The 25,585-nt window shown below is 41.2% G+C and carries 19 protein-coding genes and 1 tRNA gene; 11 read left to right on the top strand and 9 right to left on the bottom strand.

The annotated features are described in order from the left end of the window. Positions 1–61: 61 nt before the first annotated feature. Positions 62–1,906: a T9SS type A sorting domain-containing protein gene (locus DN068_RS17085; protein WP_111000148.1), complete on the top strand. Its 1,845-nt coding sequence runs from the start codon at positions 62–64 to the stop codon at positions 1,904–1,906. A gap of 440 nt (positions 1,907–2,346) precedes the next feature. Here DN068_RS17085 and DN068_RS17080 read toward each other — a convergent pair whose 3' ends face one another. From DN068_RS17080 to DN068_RS17040, 8 genes are all read right to left on the bottom strand, one after another. Continuing rightward, entirely contained in the window at positions 2,347–2,787 is a 441-nt protein-coding gene (locus DN068_RS17080; RefSeq protein WP_111000147.1) for a cold-shock protein, read from the bottom strand. A 396-nt stretch (positions 2,788–3,183) separates the two neighbouring features. Further along, on the bottom strand, positions 3,184–3,699 hold the full coding sequence (locus DN068_RS17075; protein ID WP_111000146.1) for a GNAT family N-acetyltransferase: 516 nt from the start codon (positions 3,697–3,699) through the stop codon (positions 3,184–3,186). A gap of 72 nt (positions 3,700–3,771) precedes the next feature. Next, positions 3,772–4,170, bottom strand: a complete 399-nt coding sequence (locus DN068_RS17070) for a response regulator (RefSeq protein ID WP_111000145.1) — start codon at positions 4,168–4,170, stop codon at positions 3,772–3,774. Next, entirely contained in the window at positions 4,167–7,379 is a 3,213-nt protein-coding gene (locus DN068_RS17065) for a PAS domain S-box protein (protein ID WP_165836434.1), read from the bottom strand. Before DN068_RS17065 ends, DN068_RS17070 begins: the two co-directional genes overlap by 4 nt. A 487-nt stretch (positions 7,380–7,866) precedes the next feature. Beyond that, positions 7,867–10,719, bottom strand: a complete 2,853-nt coding sequence (locus DN068_RS17055; RefSeq protein WP_111000142.1) for a T9SS type A sorting domain-containing protein — start codon at positions 10,717–10,719, stop codon at positions 7,867–7,869. 663 nt (positions 10,720–11,382) lie between these two features. Then, complete coding sequence (locus tag DN068_RS17050; protein WP_111000141.1) at positions 11,383–14,268, bottom strand: T9SS type A sorting domain-containing protein; 2,886 nt, start codon at positions 14,266–14,268, stop codon at positions 11,383–11,385. A gap of 786 nt (positions 14,269–15,054) precedes the next feature. Continuing rightward, positions 15,055–16,071 carry a helix-turn-helix domain-containing protein gene (locus DN068_RS17045; protein ID WP_111000140.1) on the bottom strand — a complete coding sequence of 339 codons (1,017 nt, stop codon included), beginning with the start codon at positions 16,069–16,071 and terminating at the stop codon, positions 15,055–15,057. Continuing rightward, positions 16,068–17,081, bottom strand: a complete 1,014-nt coding sequence (locus tag DN068_RS17040; protein WP_111000139.1) for a helix-turn-helix domain-containing protein — start codon at positions 17,079–17,081, stop codon at positions 16,068–16,070. The genes DN068_RS17045 and DN068_RS17040 overlap by 4 nt, the downstream gene beginning before the upstream one ends. A gap of 1,002 nt (positions 17,082–18,083) precedes the next feature. Between DN068_RS17040 and DN068_RS17030 the strand changes: the two genes are divergently transcribed. Continuing rightward, positions 18,084–18,155: transfer RNA gene (locus tag DN068_RS17030), tRNA-Met, on the top strand. Positions 18,156–18,172: 17 nt separating this feature from the next. Here the strand turns inward: DN068_RS17030 and DN068_RS17025 are convergent. After that, positions 18,173–18,568, bottom strand: coding sequence for a hypothetical protein (locus DN068_RS17025; RefSeq protein WP_111000137.1), 396 nt, complete (start codon positions 18,566–18,568; stop codon positions 18,173–18,175). 388 nt (positions 18,569–18,956) lie between these two features. Between DN068_RS17025 and DN068_RS17020 the strand changes: the two genes are divergently transcribed. The 9 genes from DN068_RS17020 to DN068_RS16980 all read left to right on the top strand — a co-directional run bounded on the left by DN068_RS17020 (position 18,957) and on the right by DN068_RS16980 (position 25,554). After that, entirely contained in the window at positions 18,957–19,154 is a 198-nt protein-coding gene (locus tag DN068_RS17020) for a hypothetical protein (RefSeq protein ID WP_111000136.1), read from the top strand. A gap of 57 nt (positions 19,155–19,211) precedes the next feature. Next, a complete protein-coding gene (locus tag DN068_RS17015; RefSeq protein WP_111000135.1) occupies positions 19,212–20,495 on the top strand; it encodes a radical SAM protein in 1,284 nt (427 codons plus the stop codon). A gap of 14 nt (positions 20,496–20,509) precedes the next feature. After that, a complete protein-coding gene (locus tag DN068_RS17010) occupies positions 20,510–21,940 on the top strand; it encodes a radical SAM protein (protein WP_111000134.1) in 1,431 nt (476 codons plus the stop codon). Further along, on the top strand, positions 21,894–22,544 hold the full coding sequence (locus tag DN068_RS17005; protein WP_111000133.1) for a hypothetical protein: 651 nt from the start codon (positions 21,894–21,896) through the stop codon (positions 22,542–22,544). The genes DN068_RS17010 and DN068_RS17005 overlap by 47 nt, the downstream gene beginning before the upstream one ends. Continuing rightward, positions 22,537–23,319, top strand: a complete 783-nt coding sequence (locus DN068_RS17000; RefSeq protein WP_111000132.1) for a class I SAM-dependent methyltransferase — start codon at positions 22,537–22,539, stop codon at positions 23,317–23,319. Before DN068_RS17005 ends, DN068_RS17000 begins: the two co-directional genes overlap by 8 nt. After that, a complete protein-coding gene (locus tag DN068_RS22170) occupies positions 23,282–23,638 on the top strand; it encodes a hypothetical protein (RefSeq protein ID WP_207799020.1) in 357 nt (118 codons plus the stop codon). The genes DN068_RS17000 and DN068_RS22170 overlap by 38 nt, the downstream gene beginning before the upstream one ends. Beyond that, on the top strand, positions 23,604–23,936 hold the full coding sequence (locus DN068_RS22535) for a TrmO family methyltransferase domain-containing protein (protein ID WP_394342337.1): 333 nt from the start codon (positions 23,604–23,606) through the stop codon (positions 23,934–23,936). Before DN068_RS22170 ends, DN068_RS22535 begins: the two co-directional genes overlap by 35 nt. Positions 23,937–24,326: 390 nt before the next feature. Beyond that, on the top strand, positions 24,327–25,142 hold the full coding sequence (locus tag DN068_RS16985; RefSeq protein ID WP_111000129.1) for a helix-turn-helix domain-containing protein: 816 nt from the start codon (positions 24,327–24,329) through the stop codon (positions 25,140–25,142). Positions 25,143–25,185: 43 nt separating this feature from the next. Next, positions 25,186–25,554 carry a DoxX family protein gene (locus DN068_RS16980; RefSeq protein WP_111000128.1) on the top strand — a complete coding sequence of 123 codons (369 nt, stop codon included), beginning with the start codon at positions 25,186–25,188 and terminating at the stop codon, positions 25,552–25,554. Positions 25,555–25,585 lie beyond the last annotated feature (31 nt).

The raw sequence follows: 25,585 nt of genomic DNA, 5'->3' as shown, positions 1-25,585 counted from the left end.
TTAATCATTTTAATATATAACGAAAGATTTCTACTCAATTATTACACCAACCACTTAAGAAATGAAGCTTAACACCAAACTGCTCAACTTAAAAAAATTCGGAGCAATCACATTACTCGCAGCAACCTCAACTTTTGCAAAAGCTCAAACTAATTATGACGTCAACTACCAACGCGTAAGCATGGGTGGAACCGGCGTTACTATCTCCAACAAAGTAGGCACAGGCACATCTGTTGGAGACGTAGTACTGTACCAGAATGTAATCACAGTTAGCGGCCAGGCAATGGACGTAGTTGTGCACACGCTGTCTCTGACCAACGGCACAATCAGCACTTTCGACAAAACAGGAACAGGTACCGGCTACACCAACAATGACGATCGCTTTTTTTCACCTCAGTTCAATATGAATTCTGGCGGCGGATCTGCGAAATTCAGTTTTGAATTCATCAAACACGGTACTTACAGCACCACTACTAAAACAGGAACACTCGTTAACCTGCAGCACGTAATATTAAACACGTATGATATTGATGGTAACGGTGGCAACGGTTCTAACCAGTACAACGACTTTTCAGGCTTCACAAAAGCAGAGCTGGGTAAGACTACCACTATTGCTACTTCTTACAACAGCACTACAGGCATGACTCATTTCAGATCTACCATTGACAGCAATAGCACGAATGCAACGGCTGACAATACACGTGCGAGACTCAGCTATGATAACATGAGCACTTTCACTGTATCTGTAGGCGCGGAAGGAAGCGGCGCAGCTTATTTCTTCATCGACTTTTCTGTAGGTCCTAACTGGTCTGTTACACCAAATACACTGACACCGCCGATTGTAGATTTAAATACAAACACAACCGGTTATGATAATACAGCAACTTTCTCAAACAATGCAGTTTCGTTTACCACAGGAGGTTCAAATATCCCGCCGCAAAGCACTACGCCATCTACCGGAACAACGCTCGACAATATGACGATTTCTGTAACCACTGCAGAGTTATTAAATGGTGGTTCTGAACAACTGAAAATTAACGGCGCAACCAGCGGAAGTCCGATTGCTTTGAATTTTACAGACGGAGCAAGCATTCCGAATATAGTTCTGGGTGGCGTTACCTACAAAGTAGCTGCAAAAGTAACTGGCGGCGAACGCTCACTGGTTTTCACCAAAAACAGCAGCACTACTATTCCAATGGTACAGGCAGAAGCACTGCTCGATGCAATACAATACAACAATACAGCTACATCACCCGCAGTAGGCAATCGTGTTTTTGACGTTACTGTATCTGATGCAGGATTCTACAGCGAGGTACCGGCACACTTTACGGTGTCTGTCATCAATCCATTACCGCTGACACTCGTATCATTTACCGGAACTGCAAAAAATACCGATGTGCAACTCGACTGGCTTACTTACAGAGAGGAAAACACTAGCTATTTCTCTATTGAAAGAAGCAACGACGGACAAAACTTCGAATCTATCGGCACAGTTACCAGCCAGCACAACACAGATCAACAATATCAGTATTCTTTTACCGACGCGAACCCAAATAATGGCGCAAACTTCTACCGTCTTAAAACTGTTGACTATGATCAGAAAACGCAATATAGCCCTGTAGTAAAAGTGAGCATGCAGACATCAGATGTTTATCAGTCTGTCGTTGCAAGTCCAAATCCATTCAATGCTACGCTCAACGTTCAGGTTAACGCTGCACAAAGAGAAACTGGTTATATCAGACTGTTCGATGTACAAGGGAAGCCAGTTTATAATGCCAGCCAAACTTTCGAAATTGGTGCGAACAACGTTTCTATCGATAACCTGGATAACCTCCCAACCGGAATGTATATCCTGCAGATACAATCACCAGGTATCAACATCGCCAGAAACATTGTAAAGAAATAACCATATTTACTTTCATAATAAAAACTGCGTCCGGCCTGATTTGGCCGGACGCAGTTTTTATTTGCACATCCGTTATAATAGAAAATACATTTCCGTGCTGAATGTTGAATGCACGATACGTCACAGGCACAACTGCAAAAATTTTGCTTATACCTGAACGACCAATAAAATGGAAATGTTTGTTACTATAGATTAAAAGAAGAAGGGACTGATGCTGTGGTTTTTACAGCATTACGGTGCGCTTGTATAGCAATTACAATTGCAGTTACCATCATCACGATGCCTGATCCAGCAGCGGAACCCACCGCCGGGATGCATATCTATACAAGGAATGCCTGAGGCAGACGCCTTGTAATGGATTGCCGCATTTTTCGCTGCCGGTTGATCATCATATCAACCGGCAGTTTTTATGCGCGCCGAAAAATCTGCGAATTATTCTTTTAGCGAAGGACTTTTACATTAACTGCGACAAAACCTTTCGGGCCTCGTTCTCTTTCGTAGCTCACTTTGTTACCTTTTTTCAAAGGTTGTGAAGCGGCACTACTGTGGACGAATACATTGTCCTTACTCAGATTGTCACTAATGAATCCGTACCCTTTTGTTTCATCAAAGAAAGTCACGAATCCAATTCTTTCGATATCAAATTCCTTGCCTTGCGGCGCGGCACCCAGCACGATATCTTCGAGGTTAATTTCCACTTTTCTGCGTGGATCTGGTGGTGTCGATGTAAAATTGCCATTTTCATCGAGATAAACCATCATGTCATCAAGGCTCTTCCCCTTGTTGTTGTTCAGCTTGCGCTGTTCTTTTCTTTCAGCCTTTTCTTTACGGGCTTTTGCTTTTTTCTGTTCTAGTTCTTTTTTTGCGAACGTTCCTGCCATATTTTTTGTTTAAAAGATGTAGTCAAACGATTGCAGCTGCTCCACGCAATTATTAAACTACTGTTTTGTTTAGAAAGCTTTCTTGCTTTTTAAGTGTTGCTTGTTACTGAATAGGTATGGAACAGTTTTTCAACTGTCTTCCAAGGACATAATGAGCAGCAAATGTTATTATATCCTCTGTTATGAGATGTTACTGAACGATTTAGAACACTTCAAAAGAAAGTTCAGCAGAAATACACCCAAAACAACTGGCGACTGAAACGCGAAGACTGAGAAGAATAAGAATAAACTGAGACAAATCAGAGAGCAATGGCAGGCGCCGAGGATGCAAAGATACGAAAATACCTGCCAAATTTAAAATAAATGTGTAATCTAATCGGCGATGGCTAAACACCGTTATACAGGGCGTACAATGAAATATTTTTCAATTTTGCTCTTGCCTTTCAGAGAAGCCGGCATTTGCCCCACAACCTGCCATCCTGTTCTTTCTATAATTTTCAGAGCAGAGTCGTTTTTTACGGAAATGTAACCAACTACATATTCAAGCTCGCTTTTTTCAGCCTCTTTGATCACAAAATCCAGCAACCGCTCCCCAATTCCGTCCTGACGGTTACTTCTGGAAATATAAGTACTGCTCTCCGCGTGTTTATCGTACAGGAATGGATTATTTGATACCCGGATTAAAGATTGCCAGCCAAGAATCTGCTCCTGTTCATCTATAGCCACCCAAAAATTGAAAATCCCCTTCCGTTGACTGAAATTAGTCCAAAAACGTTCCTTTAACGTTTCAATGCTTAGCTCCCGATCATCAAATGAATTGCCAATGCCATCGAGCCAGATTGAAAATATACGCTCGAAATCGCAATCTCGGGCAAGGTTTATTTTGATTTTAGACTCGACAAACGCTTTCATGATGCTTCAATTCGGTCGGCAACCTAGTAAAAATCCCCGACAGAAGGACGATTAGCCTCCATTAATATTTCCTTACGCTGATAACTGCCGCGCCATTAAAGACACAATCATTTCTGCAGTCAATGGTTTAGATAAAAACCCCTTGATGAGTTTATTGGACGCCGCCCGTTCCTTATCACGTGAATCAACGGAAGACGAAAGTATGCAGACAGAGATGTTCTTTTTTATAGCATCATTCAAATGAACAAATGAATCCAGGAAATCCCAACCGGTCATTGTGGGCATATTGATGTCCAGCAACAACGTCACACGATTTCCAGACAATTCATTCATTAAATAATCGAGCGCTTTCTCCGGCTCAGTAAAACTTGTAATCATTGCTTTCGGAATCGCCTTCTTAATAACGGTCTTACAAATCATATTACTGATTGGATCGTCATCGACAATTATAAAGTTATCAGGGGTGTTCATAGCTCAAATTTTATTTTAAATTCAGTTCCTAAACCGGTTTTGCTATCTATTGAAATAGTGCCGCCCAGCGTTTCTACCTGAGTTTTCACGATGTAAAGTCCCATCCCTTTACCTTCAATATGGTTATGGAATCGCTTGTACAGACCAAATATCTTGTCACCATGTTTTTCAAGATCAATACCGGTCCCATTGTCTCTGAACAATAAAACCAGTTTGTTGTCTTCTTTTCTGCTTTCAATAAAAATCACACAAGGTGCATTTTGCTTCCGGTATTTAATGCCGTTAATAATCAGGTGATAAAAAATGCTATGGATATAACTTTTCACGCTGTAAAAACACTCCACGGCGGTAAAATCGCATTCAATTGTTGCTACGTTTTGTGCAATCAGTTGCCTGAGATTTTCCTTTATGCTGGCAACCAATGCAGCCAAACCAATGTCTTCTTTTACCTCGCTTATTTCACGACGAATCTGCAAAATGGCGTTAAGGTCGCCGACTACGGTATCCAGCTTGCTGACCGAAGTATATAAACCGGCGTTCAGTTCAGACTGCTCTTCTGCGCTGAGCGAATCATCCTGCAGTAAAGCAGAAATGCCCAAAATATTGGCCACAGGCGCGCGCAGATTATGAGAGACTATATAGGCGAACTGCTCCAGATCTTTATTACGTTGCACAAGATCAGCGGTCATTCGCTCCCGCTCTATTTCCAGCGCTTTTCGTGCTGTAATGTCGGTCGCAGACATGTTAAATCCAATCACTTCATCTTCACTTATAACCGGCATTAAACTAATACTGAAATAAAACACACCTGCAGGACCTTCAACCCCGGTTTCCCATTCCGCAGGTTTACGGTTATTTTTTACTGTTTCAAAAAAACGTGAAACAACACTCCGTCGCTGTTCATGAATTTGATCCAGGTAGCTGATGTTCACTTTAAATTGCACTCCCATCGCTTTCGCAAATCCTTCATCAAACTTCTTATTGGTAGCGATTAAATGATAGTTTATATCCAACAGCAAGAAACCTACCTCTGTATTCCCCAGAATAGATCTCATATTTGCCTGCGATTTCAACAGCTCAGCTTCAGCCATTTTACGGTCTGCAATTTCTTTTTGCTGGAGTTCCACAATCCTGAGCCGGTCTAGCCCGAAGGTGATATTATCTGTTACTTCCCGAAGCAGCTTTACTTCCTCTTCGTTAAAAAAGAATGGTTCAGACATCAACAAAATAAAGGCGCCAACGATTTCCGAATTCACGAAAATCGGGAAAGAAAGTCCGGAGCGATAATTACGCCTGAGCATTTCCTTTTTTATCCTTTCCGGAATGTCTGGTGAATTGGCAATATCATTATAGTAAAAATGATTGCTATTGCGAATGGCTCTGGCGGACGGGATAGAAGAAGTGGACGCCTTATACGCTTCAGCCCCGATGGCGGTTAGAAAACCGTCTTCAGCTCCGGCCCATGCAACCGGAACGATCAGATCATTGGATTTTTCATAGGTTCCGATCCACGCCATTTGAAATTTGCCAACTTCAACGGCAATCTCACAAGCTTTGGTAAAAATTTCCTCCTGGGTTTGAAGTTTTAAAACAGATTCATTGATGCTGCTGATAAACTGATAGAGCCGATTAACCCGCAGTATTTCTGACTCCGCTTCTTTTACCGGCGTTAAATCGAAAGAATAAGTGGCAACGCCGGTTACTTTTCCGTTGGCGATTATCGGGTTAAACGAAGTCCGGTAATAAATCTTTCGTTCGCCTTTCAGATACATTGCCTCCACCGTTTCTTTTCTCCCATCACGGATCACCCTGTCAATCAGGCTGCGACGCGTTTCCATAATTTCCGCGGGAAAAAGATCATACACTTCCATGCCCTTTTCAGGCGGCTCATTCGTCAACAGACTATGATCAGCAATAAAACGTTCATTAAAGATTACATACTTTTTCTGGTCATCAAGCATGCAGGCAGCCCCTTCGATGTTATTGAAGAATGCCTGTAATTCAGATTCTCTTCTTTCAAGCGCTTCAACGAATTCTTTACGTTCGGTGATATCTAAAGCAGTGCCGATGATTGCCGGCGCTCCATCGTAGATCGTTGTCGTACCATAGATTTCCATCCATATGGCACGGTTCTTCTGTGTAATGCTCCTTGTTTCGTAGTGAACGGTATCTAATTCGTTTTCTGCTCGCTGGCGAACACTATTTCCGACAATCGCTACATCCTCAGGATGAAGAATGCTATATATGCTTTGGCCAATCAGTGCCTCTGGTATTGTATCCTGAATCTCTGCGAACCTTGGGTTTACGTAAACAAATTTTTCGCCCTGCGCGATGTACACGCCAACCAATGACCGCTCTACCAGATTGCGAAATTTCTGTTCACTTTCTGAAAGCGTTTTGGTTTTTAGCTCAATGATCTTATTAAGCAAATAAGGTTCTCTGATTTTTCGGAACGTCAGGTATCCGCCCAAAAATGCAAGCATTCCGCCCAACAAAGACAACACAAACGGAAATCCGGCAGCATGATGAAGGCTGCTGTAAGACACTGACAATGTCCAGTCGCCCTGCGGTATTTGCACGGAAATTGTTTCAAAACGAGCTCCGGGTTTGGCTTCCGACAAAGAGTAAACAGTAGTGTCAGCGCCTATATTTTTTGATAGAAGGTAAGTAAACTCGCTGTCCGCGCCGTCCACATCAAGGGCCTTGCGAACCATATTCATTTCTGTAAGAATAACCACAATACCTTTCAGCTTACCATCTACAATTATTGGCACTTTACCTAGAATGCCCTCACCACCGCTTCGCAAAGCTCTCGGACCTGCAAAAAACACATCTCCTTTTTCAAGCGCTCTGTTTTCTTCAGAAAGTCGTAACGAATCCCGGTGTGTATTTAAACCGATCGTATGCTCATACCCGGCCAGCGGATACACGTTTTTGATTATTCCGTTCCAGTTTATCTGAATAGCGGACGCGTATTTGCTCTGGCAAAGTATTTGCCGTGCGATGCTGTCGAAATCGTGGCTTACATCATATTCTTTTGAGAGAATAGCCAGTGTGTTTGCCGCAGCCACATCGTTATAAAGCAAATCAAGAAAGCGTGTCTTAGTGCTGCTTAATTCACGTAATAATACCTGGTGCTCTTTTTCCTGCTGCATCCGGTACTCCTGCCAGGTAGGCACTTGTATCAAACCCAGCAAGAGAACAAACACAACGGCTCCGTATATAAATGGCTTACGCTCCAAACTCAAAAACATTTGCGCTAGTCCTCAGGATTTCCCATTCCCGTTACCAGCAATTTATAGGGTATAAAAAGGCGGTAGGTTTTACAGCCTCAAAAACACATAGAGCAAACGCCACAGAACGTAGTCTAATAGCGAATTCTCGCTGATTGCTCTTTTGGAGAGAAATGTACAGCTTGAAATCTGCTTTTTATACCAAGTGTGCTGATACAAGGCATTTTGCAACAGTCAGCTACAAAAACAGACGCAAATAGCTACATCTATAGACATCAACCGGCGACAGACCCGGACACAAAAAAGCCAGCCTGGAAAGGCCGGCACATTGAAAACGAAAAAAAGCTGCATTATACAGCCCAATATAGGGTCCAAAACCATCCTATTTAAACGCGGAGAAAGCAGTCCGCTGATGAAAACCGCCGGCCTTTTCAGGCCGACGGCTATTTATTAAACCACACAACTATTTCTGAACTTTTATTATTTGCTTCTCTCCCCTGTCGGTAACGAGATTCAGAAAATAGATGCCATTGGCCAAAGTTGTAAGTCCTGATACGGCAATGCTATTTGCCCCTTGTATGAAAGCAGATTGCTGTGTTTTCAGTGTACGTCCGTTTACATCGGTGAGCTGTACCGTCAGGAAACCATTTTGTGCAGCGGTGTACAGCACATTAAAGGATTCGGTGAACGGAACTGGTGAAACAGTAGCTGTTGCAGTGGCAACCTCATTTCCACCGTGAAGTACTAATACCGTACTGTAGGATTCTTTATTATTGTTCTCGGTCATCAACAGCTTGTAGTATGCATTGCCCGTGATCTGCAGATTATGTGTAAACGTGAATGCAACACTATGTCCATCCTGATATATTTTACCTGCATTGCTAAAATGTGCGCCGTCTGTACTGTACAACACTTCAAATTCCGCACCTGTTTCCGGCTGTGCCACTTCCCAGCTGAGCACTGCATTATTCTGTGCATTAAGACGACCAGAGAAGCTTACCAGGTTAATAGCCAAAGGAATTGGTACACCACAATTTTTCGGGTTTAACTGAGATGGCATAGAAAGCAGGATACAGCTATTAGCATTGATTGCAACCATATAAGCGCCAGAGTCTGCCATGGTCATCGGTTTGATCTGGTATGAAGTATCTGTGGCTCCTGTGATGTTTACACCATTTTTAGTCCATTGATAAAACAGTCCTGGATTTTTCGTCACCGACAACTTAATAGAATCACCAACACATGGCACATAAGGAGTAGAGGAAGATACAGTTGGCTGTACGTTGGCAAACACATTGGTATAAGAAGCGCCTGCGCCACATTGATCTGTAGCGGTGATAATATAAGTTGCGTTTACGTCGAGGCCGCTAAATACGTTGGTGCTTTGCGGAGTCCCTACAATATTACCCGTTGCAACGCTACCCTTGTACAAAGTATAAGTGTACGGTGTAAGTCCACCTTGCGGTAATGCTACCACAGCACCCGTTGTAAGATCGTTTGTACATTTTGCAAAGGTCGATTGGTTTAATGCTAGTGCCTGCGGCAGACGCGCGTCAACCGTGAGCGTAGTTGCGCAAACTGTATCCATCGATATAAAATTGTCCTGACCCTGATTTGTTTGAAACAGTTTAACGGTGTAGATACCCGGCGCGAGGTTTTGGTAGGTTGTATTCCACGAATTTCCGATGTAATACATCCAGTTGGTATTTGCGACAAGGGTACCGGCGCTGTTATAGACCTTTGCACCGATTGCCCATCCCCAGGTGCTGATAGTCGGAAATCCATCTATTCTGATTGCAATCGTATTTGATCCGCAGGTAAATATCGGCTGTGCAGAATAATTTACAGGATTGCTTGCAGTGAGATTGATCGATTGCGTAGCGGTAGCACCACACATATCGGTCATCTGAATCGTATAAGTACCCGGAATCAGATTAACCAGATTTATATTGGTCGTAAGACTTCCTCCGGTATAATAAAAATCTGGAATTGCAGACTGTGCGGCAGGTTTTGAAACTACGTGCACCAAAATAGAGGTGATGGAGCCATTGTAAGAACTTACGTTGTAAACAATCGTCCCTCTGTCTGTACAGTGAAGCGGGCCAGAACTCAAGGTGAAGACGAGCGGTTGCTGACCCGCCATATTGAGTGTAACAGTATCAATGATATTTGCACAATTATTGCGATACAGCACAGTTCTGGAACCACCTTTCGGAACCAACAAAGTATCGCTTGGATTATACGCAATCCAGGTAAAGCCACCATCTACACTGTATTGATCCCAGATGTTGTTGACAGCATATCCGTTATTCATCATTGAGTTGTTCAGATCATTAATACTAACGCTGCTATTGGTAAAAGAACCAAAACTGCAGTTATACTGACTGGCATTATAACTTTGTTTGAGCGTGTATTTTGGCTTATTGAAAGTGAACGGCTTACTCCAGACAGTACCACACTGGTTTTTAAAATAAGCGGTAATGGTAGCGGGGTACGATGTGAACTTTCCACCGTTCAGCGACAAAATCGGACTACCACCGTATGCCTTAAAACTATCTACACTACCATCCGGATAAATCACCCAGAAATTATTGTTAACTGGTAAAGAAGACGGCATGTAAGCCATCGGAATACGAAGGTTGAAATCAGGACAACCAAAATTATAGTAGATGTTGCCCATAGGATTACCCGGCGTAACTACCGCTGCAGGTACAGTTACCTGCCGTGTCACAAAACCATTGCACCCATCGTACACCCGTACATAATAATTACCACTGGCTAATCCAGAAAAAGTGCCGGAAGACTGCAATCCGGACACATAATGTGTAGGCGCTGCCGGCGCATTGAGCGAATCTACCAGACAGTATTGATACGTACCATAACCTTGTGTAGCGCTTGTTGTAAATGAACCATCATTACCACAAATAGGCTGTGTAATACTCGGCGTACTTAATACAGGCTGATTGTAAGTACCTGTGATGGCAACCGTTTGAATATAATCGGGGCTTACACCAGAAGGCTGGCATACCTGCTGAATATGCAATACATAAGTACCTCCGCTAAGGCCGGAAAGTACCGAACTGCTTTGAATTGGTTTTACTACCGTTGTATTGGCAGCATCATAAAGAGAAAAAAGGCAATTCGCCAAATCAATACTTCCTGAACTGCCGGTTACGGAATTCACGGAGACTGCACCGGAGCCTGCACAGGTAATATTGGTGAGTGAAACAGTTGCATTTGTTGGCGCAAGGCATTGTCCGTTTGTTTTACTAAATACTGCTACTAAAGAAAGGAGCAATAAAAAAGTCTTTTTCATTTTCAATTTCAATTTATACTAACTACCCTTTATCGGGGATTATGTGATTTAAAGAAGGAAGTAGTCATAGTGATGGGAGGAAGACTATTAATGACCTTATATCCTGAGGCACTTCCTAAACTTCGTTTTTCAATTCCGCTTATTCTGTTTTCTAAGTAACGAATACAAAATTATTAAGCAGTATTCCAACAAAAGGACTAGAAAACATCCCTCAAAAAACTGCTCCACATTAGGTTTCAGACGTACCAATCAGCTTGTTACAGTGTGATTTATCCTAAATAAAACGTCCACACAACAGGAACGGAAAACAAGCGAACAAAAAAATATCCCTAAAAAAGTATTGACCGTTAACGTTCATTTCCCACGTATAAAAAAATGAATTCTGCTACAGGAAAAACTACATTCAGAAACAGTTTTAAAAAGAAAAAAGCCGACCTGGAAAGGCCGGCACTTTGAAAATGAAAAGGGGGTAAAAACCGCCCAACATAACGTTCCATCCAACAGAACTTAACGCTACAAAAGGCATCCAAAGAATCCCTCTGCATTTGAAGAGCGAATCTCAATCTTAACTCATAAAACACCATTCAGATCAGGAGTAAAACCGTCAGCACTTTCGGCTGACGGCCACGTATTATTACCACTTCATTTAATTCTAATTTTCATCTAATAAACGATCAGCTTTTCATGGCCGACCACATTGCCATCATCAGTTGTCAGTGTCACTATGTAAATACCCGCAGTAAGATCGTGCAGCGATATGTTTATGGTGTTGCCTGCCTGTCCGCCCAAGGAGATTTTTTCATTGTGCTGAACCAATTGTCCGGAAGCGCTTACGATGTTTACGCTTGCATTTACAGCAGCTCCGTTATAAGTCAGCGTTACGTTCTGTCCGCCGGTTACCGGATTAGGCACGATATAAAAACTATTTTCGCTATACAGATTGTTATGGCAGCCTTTAATCACTTCCGTACTTGAATAGGTAACGGTATTATCAAGGTCAACCATTTTCAATCGGTAGTACAGATTCCCTGCATTAAGATCAGCTGCACCATCCATGTAAGTATAATCACCACTACCCTGCTTTGCTGAAATTTCAGCAACATCTGCATAATTATGTCCGTCGCTGCTGCGTTGCACAATGAAGCTTTTGTCGGTATTGTGATAAATCGCGCTCCATACCAGCTCTGGCTCACAGTTGTGATTTACAGCAGTAAAAGATGTAAGCCTGATCGGTAACGGCTGCGCACAGAGTTGAGAATTTAGCGTCACATGCATTGTGCGTGTCACACAACCGCCAAATGAAACGGTACAAGTGTATATGCCATCGTATGATGCGTTGTAATTCGGGATACTGTAGTTATAGCTGCTGGAAACAATAACATTCGCCGGATTGCTCCAGGAGTAAGTAGCGCCGGGCATTTCAGGCACTGCCAATGTATAAGGTACATTGATGCATGGATTTTGCGTGTTGGAAACTTTCACTAAATCCAGCTTACCGATTGATACCTGTGTTACGCTGCTGATACCGCAAGACGTAACACGCACATCGTATACCGCATATGGCACAAGGTTGCCGATGGTCACGGATGAAGGTGCATTGGTGCTGTATGTATTCCAGGTACTGCTTGTCGATAATTTGTATTCGAGTATCATTGGCGGAGCTCCGGCCAGCTGCAGATAAGCACTACCGGTATTAAGCAGATTGCCACTACCATCTTCACAAATAACACCCAGTTTTTTAGCAACACTCGCCGGAGTACCTGCAGAATTGATCGTAACAGTGTTACTCGAAACATTGTACGTTGGATTTGGGTCGTCACAATAATCATCAATACTCATGTCAATGTAGTAATTGCCGGCAGACAGATTGGTGAACACGCCCGTTGCGTTACTATCGATGCCAGCGTGAGTAGCAGCATTTTTCAATACATAAGCAACAGTACCGTATCCATTATATTCGGTGTTGTTCGGATCTATCTGCACCGTGCCGCTTCCGCCGCAAAATGAAGTAGCAACAACCTGGATATGCTGCGCCAGCGTTTCATTCCATGATGGCAACGCTACTGTAAAGTTGAAGTTTGTGGTACCACAAGCTGTTACTACGCTTACCGTATAACTGCCCGGCAGCATGTTCTGCCAGAAGAACACGCCCGAACCCGCAGGTTGTTGTGTTGCACTTACACCAACGTTACTTGGTCCTGCCGTTATGGTTGCAACCGCATCAGCGAGATCTGCCAGAAAACCCTGAATGCCGATACCTACGCGAACTGTACCCTCCTGACTGGTAAGCCGGCCGTTGAGACAGTCCAGATCACCTTCACCCGGAATCACAAACCAGGTGCTCGGAACACCGGCATTTACCGGATTATTGATCGTTTGCGAAAGTACCGTTTGACCACAGGCATCTTTAATCACTACGCTATAGTTTTTCAGCGCCAGCCCGGTAATAGAAATATCGCCATCGTTAATAGTGTAAGTAGTCGGTGTACCGCTCGGTTTAGGCGTTACCGTCACAGTCAGCGGATAGTGAATAAAATTCATGTCCGTCGAAAAAATGTTCATCGTTGCAGCTGGCGATGTTGTACCGCAACCTGTTGTGTTTGTAGCGAGCGTTACAGTTTCCGCCGTCTGTCCTGTCGCATCCTGGCACAATGAAGTTGTAACTCCACAAGGAGTTGTTACTTCGTAATAGTATAAACCGTTTGATGACTTCGGTAATTGAATGGCCTGATTTGTCACATTGGTCAATGTTCCGAGGAGTGTTCCCTTCGCGCAGGCAGAACCTGTCCCCGTAGCCTGGTAGATTTTAATCGTTACACCACCTGCGTTAAAATAAGGAGTGGCATCTATCGACATTCCGCTTGTTGGATCTTCCAGCCAGAACCATGCATCCCAGGTAGTGCTATTGCAGGGATTGTCATTGTACATATTAATGCCAATCGCAACTGGTGGCAGGTTCTGAGCGATCTGCACCGTTTTGGTATATAATTGACCGCAAGCATCTTTTACACGCAATTGATAGACGCCATATGCAGTAGGGTTAAATGTTGTTGTTGCACCATATACGCTGAGGTTATCAGGATAATTCGGATCATTATTCTGCACCAGAGAATACTGCAGTGGCTTGCTGCCACCGGTAACACTGTTGGCAACAACGGTACCGCCAGCGCCGCCACTACCACAATGTGAAGTAATCGTCGTTGCAATATTCGTCATCGGCGTATAGCCATCTGTTATTGTAAAATTGATCGTATTTGACTTGGAAGGATTAGAAGCACAATTTGCTTTTACCGTATACGATCCTGCAGGAAGCGCACTAAATGTGCTGTCCCCCTGTGGTGTATTAAGCGGAGCGCCTGCAGGCCCGGCTGTAATTGTGTACTGTAAAGACCCTACGCTGGCATTAGAACCGATTATAACGCTGCCGCTCGAAGGGCAATTTGCTGGTGTGTTGCTGCGCACATTCAACTGAATAGTCGCAGGACATTGTCCGTTTGTTTTACCAATTACTGCTGCTAAAGAAAGAAGCAACAAAAAAATCTTTTTCATTTTCAATTTCAATTTATACTAACTACCCGTTGTTGGGTGGTAATGCGATTTAAAGAAGTAAGTAGCCGTAATGATGGAAAAAATGCTACGAATGACCTTATATCCTGAAGACACTTTTAAGCTTCGTTTTTTATTTCTGTTTTCTAACTAACGAATACAAAATTATTAAGCAGTATCCCAACAAAAGGACAGGAAAACATCCCTCAAAAACCGCTTCCACACTATATTTTCAATATGTCCGTCAGCTAATTAGCACATGACTCGCCCTTACAGAAACAGGTATACTGATGGAGCAGAAAACAAGCGAACAAAAAAATATCCCTTAAAAAAATGACGACCATTGACTCGGATTTTCCCGCGTATTAAAAAAGTAGATTTCGTTACAGAAAAAGCTGCATTAAAAAAGAAAAAAGCCGACCTTGAAAGGTCGGCACACCATGAAAACAAAAGGGGGCAGATGAAGATCGAATCTCAATCAACTCAAAAAACGCCGTTCAGATCAGGGTAAAACCGCCAGCCACTTCGGCCGACGGGCACTTAATAATACCAAAGCATTTAACCCTGTTTATGAACGACCATTATTTCGATTGTTGTATTATTACAAAAGCATTTGATAAAGAAAAAGGAGGCATTCCATGTACATGATTGGGGATTAATAAGGGGGGATTATACATTAGTTTGCGCTAACCTTTTTCAATGATGACGGCAAAAAATTCCCCTACAGAGGCTGATCAATATTGATTCACCGCTGTCCATTTCAAATTTTGCACGTTTTTATTATTTGATTTACTGACCTCTGTGCTGATAATCGGTGGGCGTAACGCCGGTTTTCTTCAAAAACATTTTTGTGAAATAAGCAGTGTCTTTATAGCCGATACTTTTTGCAACGTCTTCTACGGTAAAGCCCTGCAATAGCAAGTCTTTCGCTTTGTCCCGCTTCAGCTTCATAAAATAAGTGCTGTACCCCTCGTTAAAAATCGATCGGAACATCGTCATAAATTTAGTCCGGCTCATAAAACACAATTCGGCAACATCTTCAATTTTGGGTATCGGCTGATCCATACGTTTTTCGATATCCTCTTTCGCCCGGATAATCCGCATGGCTTCTCCAGATTGAATCCGTTCCTCTGTAACTTCTTCTTCAATCAGCTGATTAAAGAAATAAGCGCAAAGCTGTTTGCCACATCCGGCCAGGTATTGTTGCAGCACCAGATCTGGAAGGTTTAGTTGAAAAATCTCTTCCACAAGTTGCCGGCTGCGAAGATCCATATTGGTCGTAAACTGAATAGGATTGGATGCAATAAAATCCTGCATTCTGCTTACCCTTATCGGATAGCTATGCCTGCCTATATGCCGGATAAACCATTGCCTGCTAAAAAACAGAATCACCATCCTCGTTGGCTGATTTGCCTCGAAAGTGCTGGCCAGTTGCGTCGATTCTGAACTCAACAAAACTGCATCGGCTAGCCCATCGCTGATATTTTTAACCCTGCCGCTTTTTTTACTGACGATCACGGGCGTAATACTCAAATTGTATACGACTTTATAAATCTCATTTCCTGTGTTCGACTTTCTCGAAAGATGCAGATTTTTAAAGAAAGTACAATCGACAATCTGAAGGGAAAATCCGTCGGTCAGTTCATAAAACTCAAACCTTCCTTCACCAACAGATGGCGGCAATTTCAGACTATTATTACCTACAGTAACTAACTCTCCACAGGCCGCACTTAAAGACTGCGCAAAATCAAAAAACCATTTTTTACTGGTTGTATGATAATATTCGACTTCAATTACGTTTTTCATTTTCCTTTATTAAAGATGGACCTCTTGTAAAATTTAGGTGTCGTGTGATAGTAGCTATAAAACGATCCTGCGAAATGTCCCAGATTCTTATAGTTGAGCGCATTTCCCACTTCCGCTATAGAATAGCCTTCCAGCAATAAATCTGCGGCTTTCTGCATTTTCGCTTCTAAAAAAAAATCTGAATAGGCTTTATTAAAAACAGCACGGAACAAATAGGAAAACTTGGACTTACTCACATTGCACTGTTCCGCTACCTGTTCCAATGTAGGTACAGGCTGATCCAGCTCATTTAATATTTTGTCTTTCGCAGCAATAACTCTGGAAACTTCACTAAAATCAAGCTCTTCTTCGCTGGTTAAAGAAGTAGTAAGCCGATTGATAAATAAAGCAATTATTTTCCTGGCACAACCTTCGTAATAAAGATTCAGCGCGTGTATCGGCGGCGCAGCACCAATAATCTCCTGCGCTGCCAGCAACATTCCAAGATCCAAGTCTATTGTCCGCTGAACATTTTCATCCAGCAACGTACTTATCAAAGATGGATACTGCCGTGCAGCCACTTCGTTACTTGTAACCCACCAGTCTTTGGTAAAGTATATATTAATCACCTTTGCAACAGTTCCTGCTTCCGCAACAAATTCGCTGGCAAAATGTGACTGTCCGTAGAATACCGCATTTTTCCAACCTGTACCGACGTCAATACTGTTCTTTCCTTGTTGATTGAGCCAAAACGGCATCGTACTAAGATTTACATGCAGTACTTTAATATCGTTGGCCTTGGTATCGGACCGTTTAAATCTAACCCCTTTTATGAAAGTGCAGTCCAGACAGCAAATACTTAAGCCCGGCTCAATTTCGTAAAAGGAGAACTTACCCTCCGCTATTCCCGGTGGAAAAACCAATGAATTTTCCTGAACATACACTCTTTCTCCGCTGGCGTTCGTATAACTTTCAACGATGGTGTTCAAAAAATCCAGACTCGTTGTCATCGAATATTCGATCTCTAACATAAAGCAGATAAGTTATCCGTTAAAACGACTTATAAATTTCCAGTCCCGGAAACTTCGAAAAATGCTGTGATTCATTGCTTGTTTTTTGCTTTGTTTTCACTTTAAGATGCTAACGTTTCAAAGGAGTATACTTTACCATCGGATCTGATCTCTAACTTATTATTCTTACTTAAAAATTCATCTGCCGACACCAGACGAACATTACACAAATTTAAATAGGTTAAAACATAACTATTACGTTTTTTTATACTAAATTTTATATTGACAATGTGTCACTTAAGACAAAAAGAATTTATTTCTCCATTGAAACACCTTCTAACGGATAATTAATACAAAATCGAAACCTTCCTGATTGGTTTCCGTATACACTTCATCTGTGCCTTTAGCGCAAATACTACTGCCCGAAACTGACCATAACAGATTAAACATTTTGATACTCATTTGGTTTAAACTTTTGATTGAACAATGCCGGTAATGTTGAATGGAAATCTGGTTTGTTGTTTCTATTTCCATTGTCACTGACGATTACAAAATTATCTCGATGCATTGCAACAAAAGGACATTAAAACATCCCCGAGGCTCGGTCTGACTGCATTTTATCATTGAGAGAAATATGCAATTGATACCAATCCTGCTTATTTGAAATGGCGTGAATTGTTGCTAGCCAGAATGTCTCTACTGCTGAATAATTTCGCATATTAGGACCTTTAACTCTGAATCTTTCAAGATCAGTATTCACCCTTCTGTTACAAGCCCTTACACTCTGCTCTTAGAATCCGCAGCGAAAACAACAAAACAAAAAAACATCCCTGAAAAAATAAAGGGTTCAGCAGCCTTGCTGTCCGCCATGCAAAAACAAATAATATTGGTACGAAATGTTCCGTCAAATCGAAGCGACTGGCGCGTTATAGCCTTCGGCTACCTAACCTTCAAAAAAATATTTGCCTGAAAACAAATAAAATAGCTGAGTTTCAAAAAATTGATCTACATTTGCAGCCACATCGCGAGATAGAGCAGCGGTAGCTCGTCGGGCTCATAACCCGAAGGTCACTGGTTCGATCCCAGTTCTCGCTACAGATTAAAGGCCGGATTCAGTCCGGCCTTTTTATTTCTGACCACGTCCATCCTCGGTCGAAAATAATGCCGTCAGCTTCCGGAGAATGCTTCTTTGGACGAGCAACCAGTTTCTTTTTCAGTTCGTCATATTGACCCGATCCCATACTTAATGCTGGACCTTTAATCGCCCCCAACACATCATAGGGCGCTACCGGCGTACAGTCGGCGAATATGTACATGCCGAAATCACGATTAACCATTGCGATTCCGTGATCTATCTTTTGTGGAATTGGCGCTGGTGCAACCGGTACCGGATTAGCAGAAAATGCAACCCATCTTTGACGTGGTACATTTGAGTGCGACTTTTTTGTTTGGCCATACGAACTAAAAGAGATTACGACCAATAGTAAAAGTAGGACGGTTTTTCCCATTGAAATTTACGCGCCTGTTTTACTGTGTGGATATGGTAAACAAATCGGCGGAGTTTTTCATTTGTTGTCATCTTCATGTCTTGAGATTTTGTAACAAAGTTCAACTGGCGTCATAATAACAGAAGTTTCCTCTACTTCCACCTGACAGCACTACCTGTCAGTAGGCCATCTTTTCTTTCATGCTTACATCAATAAATATATTGTTACTGAAAATCACTTCAATTGCCAGCAAAAAACTGAAACGCACCGTGTAAACTACCCCTCTATTTATACAAATTTTTGCTATTTTAAAATCAATATAAATAAACAATTTTACACATAATAAAAATCAAAATGGGTATGCCGAAAACCATTCAGAAAGAGTAGGCACAATCTAAATTTTCTATTTATGGCAATCACAAAAAAATCAACCAGTACAACAAAAAGGGCAACAAAATCAGTCGCCCCAATGAGTGAAGAAAAATTTATCATTGTCCACTTGACGCAATCAAAAACTGGCGCAAGTGTCATGAACTCCAAGGGTTTTGCTACCGCCGTTAAGTTAGAGCAGCATGTGAAATCTCTTATTGCCAAAAGCAAAAAATAGTGCTATCACCGGTGCCCTCAGAAGAACCTGAGGGCCACTTTTAATTATCTACGAATTATGGATCAAAAAATTCCATTCCAAATATTAAACAGCCAAATACTAGCATTGTTTCCCGATGGAGAAGTGGAATTCGTTGACATCAAATTATTAGATGATATCATTAGTTATAACGACCATTTATTATCAGAAATCAACTATAAGCCATATATTCTTACAGATATAATTTTTACAAATGACAGGCTTTTTACTCCTGCTCCACTTATAGCATTTATTGAGATAACGAATTTATGCAATTTAAAATGTAAGCATTGCTATGCAAATTCTCAATATCGACGTAAAAATGAAATGTCGACTTCAATGATTTTTCAATTGTTAGACGAGTTTGGCGAGATGGGAGTATTGCAGGTTTTTCTAACAGGAGGAGAAATATTCACCCATAAAGATGCAGTTGAAATTATCAATTACGCAGCTACGAAGAACTTTACTACCCAAGTCTTTACGAATGGCATTCTGCTTACGGAACAGATTGTAGCAAGTCTTCCTGGCAATATCGGGTTAGCAATTAGTTTCGATACCGCAGATCCGGTGAAAACCGTGCGTGGGAAAATGGACTATCCAAAACTTAAACAAACATTTGAACTCTTAAACAAATTCAAAATCCCGTTTCGAACGGCGATTTCAGTTCACAAGTATAACATTCAAGATATAATCGAAACCTATGAGTGGTCAATTAAAAATAATTATCCTCGCCCACAATGGTTGGAAACCTTTGCGACGGGCAGGGCTTTAAAAAACAAACATATCCTTCCTACCGAAGAAAATTTTAAAGAAATTTTCGAAGTATACAAAACTTGCATGGATAAATTCTGCACCATGGACAACGCGGACGAATTGCAAGGAACGGCTATCGAAAGTATTCATGCAATAAAAACTATTCAAATGGTGGAACGTTTAGAAATTGCTACCGGTAAGCCCAAGCTTGCAAACACTATGGTATATGTCAACAGTTCTGGAGATGTTTATCCAGATAGTTCTTGTCTAGATTATGAAGATTTTATAGGAGGGTCTTTATATGATTTAAGCTTCTTTGACATATGGACAAACGCCTTCAAAGAACTAAGAAAAAACAGCTTTACTGACTTTAAAGGCTGTGATAAATGTCCGATAAACGTTTCTGGTATCCACTGTAATTTTAGAGATTACGGCCTTTCACAAAATCTGCACGGTGATCCTTTTTACTGTGGCGCGAGTGATTATATAAAACTAATGATCCTTAGGTGCGCTGAGTATTGGAAGGAAAAAGACGACAAGGGATATAAGCTTAAACTTTTAATAAATTAATCAAATATCTTACCATGAACATCCAATACAACATCGAATCTCTCCTCGATGAAAATCCACATTTGAATTTAGACGTGAATCAGTACAATATTAATGTTACCGCGAATTACGGCGAAATTATTGGATCCGAAGCAACTATAACACGATATAAACAATTTAAAGGTGACGGACTACCTGCACACTTGTACTTCCACATTCCATTGTGCACATATGTATGCCATTTCTGTAATTATGTAAAAAAGAAAGCTTCGAATAAGGAAGAGGAATTAGACAATTGGATGAATTTACTATTGCGAGAATCAAGCTATTATCTAAATAATTTTAGTTGGATAAAAAATGCGTTGATTCAATCTTTATATTTTGGAGGCGGTACGGCCTCAATCCTCGGGGTGAAGCGTCTTAAAGCAATTCTAGACCATGTAAAAGAAAATTACAAAATTGATAAACACTGTGAAATTACACTTGAAGGAAACCCAGATAACTTTTTGGGCAACGAAGTGGTTGAAGCCAAATTGGCGGGATTTAATAGGTTCAGTCTTGGAGTACAGTCATTTCAATCCGAAGTAAATAGTTTTGCTGGAAGGGGGCATGATAAAGAGATGTCACTTGCAGCTATTAAAAAAATTAAAGAGGCCAAATCCGTTTTTAATGTAGACATGATGTTTGGACTTCCTTATCAAACCTGCCAAACAGTAGAAAACGACATAAAGCTCCTGACGGATTTAGAAGTACCGACCATTACGATATACCGGCTTCGAAATGCCGACCGGGAAAAAATGGAAATTGGAAACAAAGCGGCGTGGAATGTATCGAAAGTAAAAGAAAAAATGATAAATGAAGGTTTATTTCCAAGCCTCAGGGAAACTTATCGAATGAGAGACGCTGCAGTAAACGTGTTAATAACAAACGGATATGTCCCATCACCTTGCGGTTGGTGGAATGCACCACACACCTATGCAGAAGGGAATATCCCCCAAGTCTCAAAAAACAAATGGGAAAACTATGACACTATGATTGCTTACGGGCCTGGAGCATATGGTTGGCTTTCGGGGTTGTCTGCGGATGTAGTACAAACACATAATGAAAAAGACATCAACGTTTATCAAATTAAAATGGAAAATATTGAGGATGCACCGCCATTAGCGTCCGGCAGAGTTCTGAGCGGAACCCAAGCAGTTGCAACAGCATTGGGCTTTGCATTTAAAGCGAATCAAAAAATAAAACTAAGTAGATTCAAAACCATTTATGGTGTAGATCTAATAACTGATGAACCGTACAAAGGGGCGATACTAGAAATGATCGACAAGGATTTTTTAGAATATAATTTTTTTGAAGGAACGATTAAACCGACATATAAAGGGGAAGCAATGCATGAAGAAATAATCAGTATTTATATTCATGACAAAATGGGAAAATTCAACTTTGATCTATGTAAAAAAATATAATGTGCACAGAACGAAATTGTTCATACTCGTGTCAGGGAATGTTATTGAGGATAACACCGAAGGCGCTATCGAAAGAGAATATCTTCAGAGGCTAACCAAATTATTGCCTTCCAAATATGAAACAGCTTTTATTAACTATTCCAGAAGAAGAACAGCTTCATACTCATCGGTTTATTCTAAGAGAATGGCGGTCGCTAACCTAAAGAATGCATTATCCAATTTAGATAGGGAACAAGATAGAATTGTTTTATTAGGAATATCTGTTGGGGCCGAAATAATCATGCAATTTCTCACGAGTAAATATTCCGCAAAAATTTCAAAAGCAATTTGCGTTGGTCTATTTATTTCCCAGGCCAAGAAAATAAAAGTTGAATGCAATGAAGTTATTCTCCTCTATGGGGAAGCCGACATTATCGGAATCATTAGTCATGGAGTGACAACAATTTTAGAACCCAAAACCTATGCTCCAATATGCTTAGAAAACATTTGCAATCCAAGAGGGACAAAAAAATTTAGAATTATAAAGACCTGTTCACACACGTTATTAACTGAAATGAAAATGCAACCAGAATTGTTATTAAAAAAAATAATATTAGATGAATAATAATTTTGATAAAACAGTAAGAAACTTTCAGCACAGCAAAATACACTCAAGTGGTCGGTCTCTTGATATAATTTTTGACACAATTCCATGTCGTAAGACTTGGGTATTTGCTGACCTCGCATGTGGTACCGGAAACCTTGGACGTTTATTTCAGGGCAAAGTTGCCGATGTACTTTTCATTGATTCTTCTGAAAAAATGCTTAACACATGCAAAAAAACAACAAGCGATCGTGGCGCTAATTTTATTCTGAGCGATTGTCATTCGCTACCAGTAGATAGTGGTTTCGTAAATATTGCTGGCTGTAGATTCGCTTTTCACCATTTTGAGAATCCGAATCGGGTGTTTAAGGAAGTCCAAAGAATCTTAACTCCAAGTGGAATTTTCTTCATTATTGATTTAGTAGGATCAGACAATGATCTAACTAACGAAATGAACCATGCTATCGAGTTATTGCATGACGAAACACATATCAAAAGTTATACAGCTTTAGAAATATCTGAACTTGCAAAAGATCATGGCTTTTCTTATATAAAGAGTGTTAATTATTTCGAATGGCAAGATGGAATTTCAATTAGCGATTGGTGTAAAATTACTAATCGAGAAAAAAATGCTCAATATATTGATGACCTACTTTCGACTCTTTCGCTTGCTCAATTATCCGAATTAGGATATTCAAAGGGTCAGCTTGGTTTCATTAATCATATTAAAATTTCAATTACCATCTTAAAAAAAATTGATGCCAATAATCAATATATTTCATCCGGAAAGAAATAAACATAAAAGACTTTTGGAGACAATCGCTGCGATTGTGTCATATAGTCTTGAGATTCCCCAAACTAATGTTTGGATTTTTTGGAACAAACCGAAGAAAAATGAGTTCTTTAAGCAAGATTGGAATAATAATAATAAACCTGCCCCTGCACTTTTTATCCAGTGCAGAGAAAGCTACAACAAGCAACAAATTCAAAATGTCGTTGAAAAATTGACTTACGAACTGAAGGGAGTTTTTAAATGCTCAGAAAACGAAATTTTCATTTCGTTTGTCAGAGTACGGCGGGGTGATTTGTTTTCACAAGGGAATTTATGGAACTAGGCCAATCGGATTCGTCTCAAATGACAGAAAAAGAATTCAGGAAGATTACTGGGACAATGTGGTATCGATATTGAAAATCAATACTAAAAAATATGGCGAGGATTGCCTAAATTCATTTTCCCACCTTGGATATAAAAACAGACCAAACTTAGTGGGACTTTCTCGTTGTAGTATCCTAACTGTGACAAATGACTCGGTTGCAGTAAGAGGTCTCAACGCCATCAACGGTTCTCCAATTCTCGATATTAAACACCATATATGTGACAATTTTCTCCCATTGGTGATTTGGGGCAGCTAGATTGGGTAGACGAAATAATGAAACATTATTTCCAAAAAAATAACTCCGAACTCTTTCCGGCCAATGAAACCGATGCGAATTCGATCGGTCTTACTTCTAGTTTGCCTTTTACAACACCGGAAATAATTAAATCGCTAGAATCGTTTTTCAAAGCCGGTAAGCACTTTAATTCGTATTCTCCTTTCACGATCCTGTTATAAGTTTTATGCCCACAACCCAGGCAAAGCACCGCACAAAAAATAATAACTCCAGCCCTCATAATAATCACTTTGTTTTTTCTAAAGAAGTAACGTGTAATGCTCCCAAAATTAGCTACACCTCTTCGTTCAAAATAAGAAAACCTCGAAAAACATACCAGCTATTCTTCTCCCAACTTACTTAACTTGCCTTATGCATCTGGAATTTGAGCCACCTGAAGAACTGCGCGATGCCATCAAATGTTTTTGGTACGACAGAACTGATTTCGGCGAAAAAGAAACAAGCTTTGAAGTAATGCCTGACGGCTACGCTGAAATTATTTTTCATTTCGGTAGCGGCTGCAGTGTTTCTTACAACGGCGAACTTCAACCATTGCCTTCTCCCTTTATGATGGGACTACTCAATGAACCTGTCACGTTTTATACCAAAAACCGTTTTGAAATCATCGCCATCAGATGCTTCCCCTGGACGGTCTTTGATTTGCTCGGACTAACACCCGGCAAACGTAATGTGCATGTGTTTGAGCATCCGATTGCACAGTTGAACGATAAACTGAACCAATCGATAAAAACGGAAGACATCAATCAGGCGATTGCAGAAGTGAAACAATATTTCGAGAAAACGCATGCACAAGCTGGTGTCGATAGTATGCTCTATAAAGCAGGCGTTGCAATGCGGACTGCAAATGGTACAATACCCGTAAGCGAGATTGCTGCGGCGGCTCATACAACTGTTCGTACACTAGAACGAAATTTCAAGCAATCCTCCGGCCATACCGTAAAAGATGTGACCGGACTCATACGTTTCGAACAAGTCCGGAATCAATTATGGAACCATCCGGAAACCAATATTGCAGGCCTGGCACAAGAGCTCGGCTATACTGATCAATCCCACCTGAGTCGTGAATTCAAGCGATACAGCGGCACCACTCCTGCCGCTTTCGCCAGAAAAACACAGAAAGCGAAATTGGCCGTGAGTAAAGGATTCGTAGCGTTCGAAAAGAAATGATCTGATTATTTTTGTCCCAGTTTAAATTCCACTTATTCAAAAAATGAACACCGCCCTTTGGATCATCCAAAGTCTGCTTGCGTTAGCATTTGTGATGCCAGGCTACGGAAAGCTCTTTAGCACCAGAGCACAGCATATTGCCGACGGGCATATCAAACCAGACGCGTCACTGCTACCCATCCGTATTCTTGGTGTGCTGGAATGGCTCGGCTGTATTGGGATTATCGTCCCGTGGTTTACAGGCATTGCGCCTGTGTTAACACCCATCGCCGCCACTGGCTTCGCCCTTATTATGGCTGCAGGTCTGGTCAATCACATAATGAAGAAGGAATATAAAATGATTCCGTTGTTAGGCACTATTCTGGCGCTGGCAGTAATTGTCGCTTATTTCCGTTTCAGGCAATTAGGTTAGATCCATGCCAACAAGGCATGCTGTGATTCGG

The sequence above is a fragment of the Taibaiella soli genome, from assembly GCF_003236175.1.
In the GTDB taxonomy this organism is placed as follows: domain Bacteria; phylum Bacteroidota; class Bacteroidia; order Chitinophagales; family Chitinophagaceae; genus QKTW01.
Note: the sequence above shows the minus strand (reverse complement) of the source record. Positions and strands in the feature narration are given on the sequence as shown.

Coding starts and splice junctions, on each gene's coding strand:
- DN068_RS17085 (WP_111000148.1), top strand. CDS start 62: ATGAAGCTTAACACCAAACTGCTCAACTTAAAAAAATTCGGAGCAATC.
- DN068_RS17080 (WP_111000147.1), bottom strand. CDS start 2,787: ATGGCAGGAACGTTCGCAAAAAAAGAACTAGAACAGAAAAAAGCAAAA.
- DN068_RS17075 (WP_111000146.1), bottom strand. CDS start 3,699: ATGAAAGCGTTTGTCGAGTCTAAAATCAAAATAAACCTTGCCCGAGAT.
- DN068_RS17070 (WP_111000145.1), bottom strand. CDS start 4,170: ATGAACACCCCTGATAACTTTATAATTGTCGATGACGATCCAATCAGT.
- DN068_RS17055 (WP_111000142.1), bottom strand. CDS start 10,719: ATGAAAAAGACTTTTTTATTGCTCCTTTCTTTAGTAGCAGTATTTAGT.
- DN068_RS17050 (WP_111000141.1), bottom strand. CDS start 14,268: ATGAAAAAGATTTTTTTGTTGCTTCTTTCTTTAGCAGCAGTAATTGGT.
- DN068_RS17045 (WP_111000140.1), bottom strand. CDS start 16,071: ATGAAAAACGTAATTGAAGTCGAATATTATCATACAACCAGTAAAAAA.
- DN068_RS17040 (WP_111000139.1), bottom strand. CDS start 17,081: ATGTTAGAGATCGAATATTCGATGACAACGAGTCTGGATTTTTTGAAC.
- DN068_RS17025 (WP_111000137.1), bottom strand. CDS start 18,568: ATGGGAAAAACCGTCCTACTTTTACTATTGGTCGTAATCTCTTTTAGT.
- DN068_RS17020 (WP_111000136.1), top strand. CDS start 18,957: ATGGCAATCACAAAAAAATCAACCAGTACAACAAAAAGGGCAACAAAA.
- DN068_RS17015 (WP_111000135.1), top strand. CDS start 19,212: ATGGATCAAAAAATTCCATTCCAAATATTAAACAGCCAAATACTAGCA.
- DN068_RS17010 (WP_111000134.1), top strand. CDS start 20,510: ATGAACATCCAATACAACATCGAATCTCTCCTCGATGAAAATCCACAT.
- DN068_RS17005 (WP_111000133.1), top strand. CDS start 21,894: ATGACAAAATGGGAAAATTCAACTTTGATCTATGTAAAAAAATATAAT.
- DN068_RS17000 (WP_111000132.1), top strand. CDS start 22,537: ATGAATAATAATTTTGATAAAACAGTAAGAAACTTTCAGCACAGCAAA.
- DN068_RS22170 (WP_207799020.1), top strand. CDS start 23,282: ATGCCAATAATCAATATATTTCATCCGGAAAGAAATAAACATAAAAGA.
- DN068_RS16985 (WP_111000129.1), top strand. CDS start 24,327: ATGCATCTGGAATTTGAGCCACCTGAAGAACTGCGCGATGCCATCAAA.
- DN068_RS16980 (WP_111000128.1), top strand. CDS start 25,186: ATGAACACCGCCCTTTGGATCATCCAAAGTCTGCTTGCGTTAGCATTT.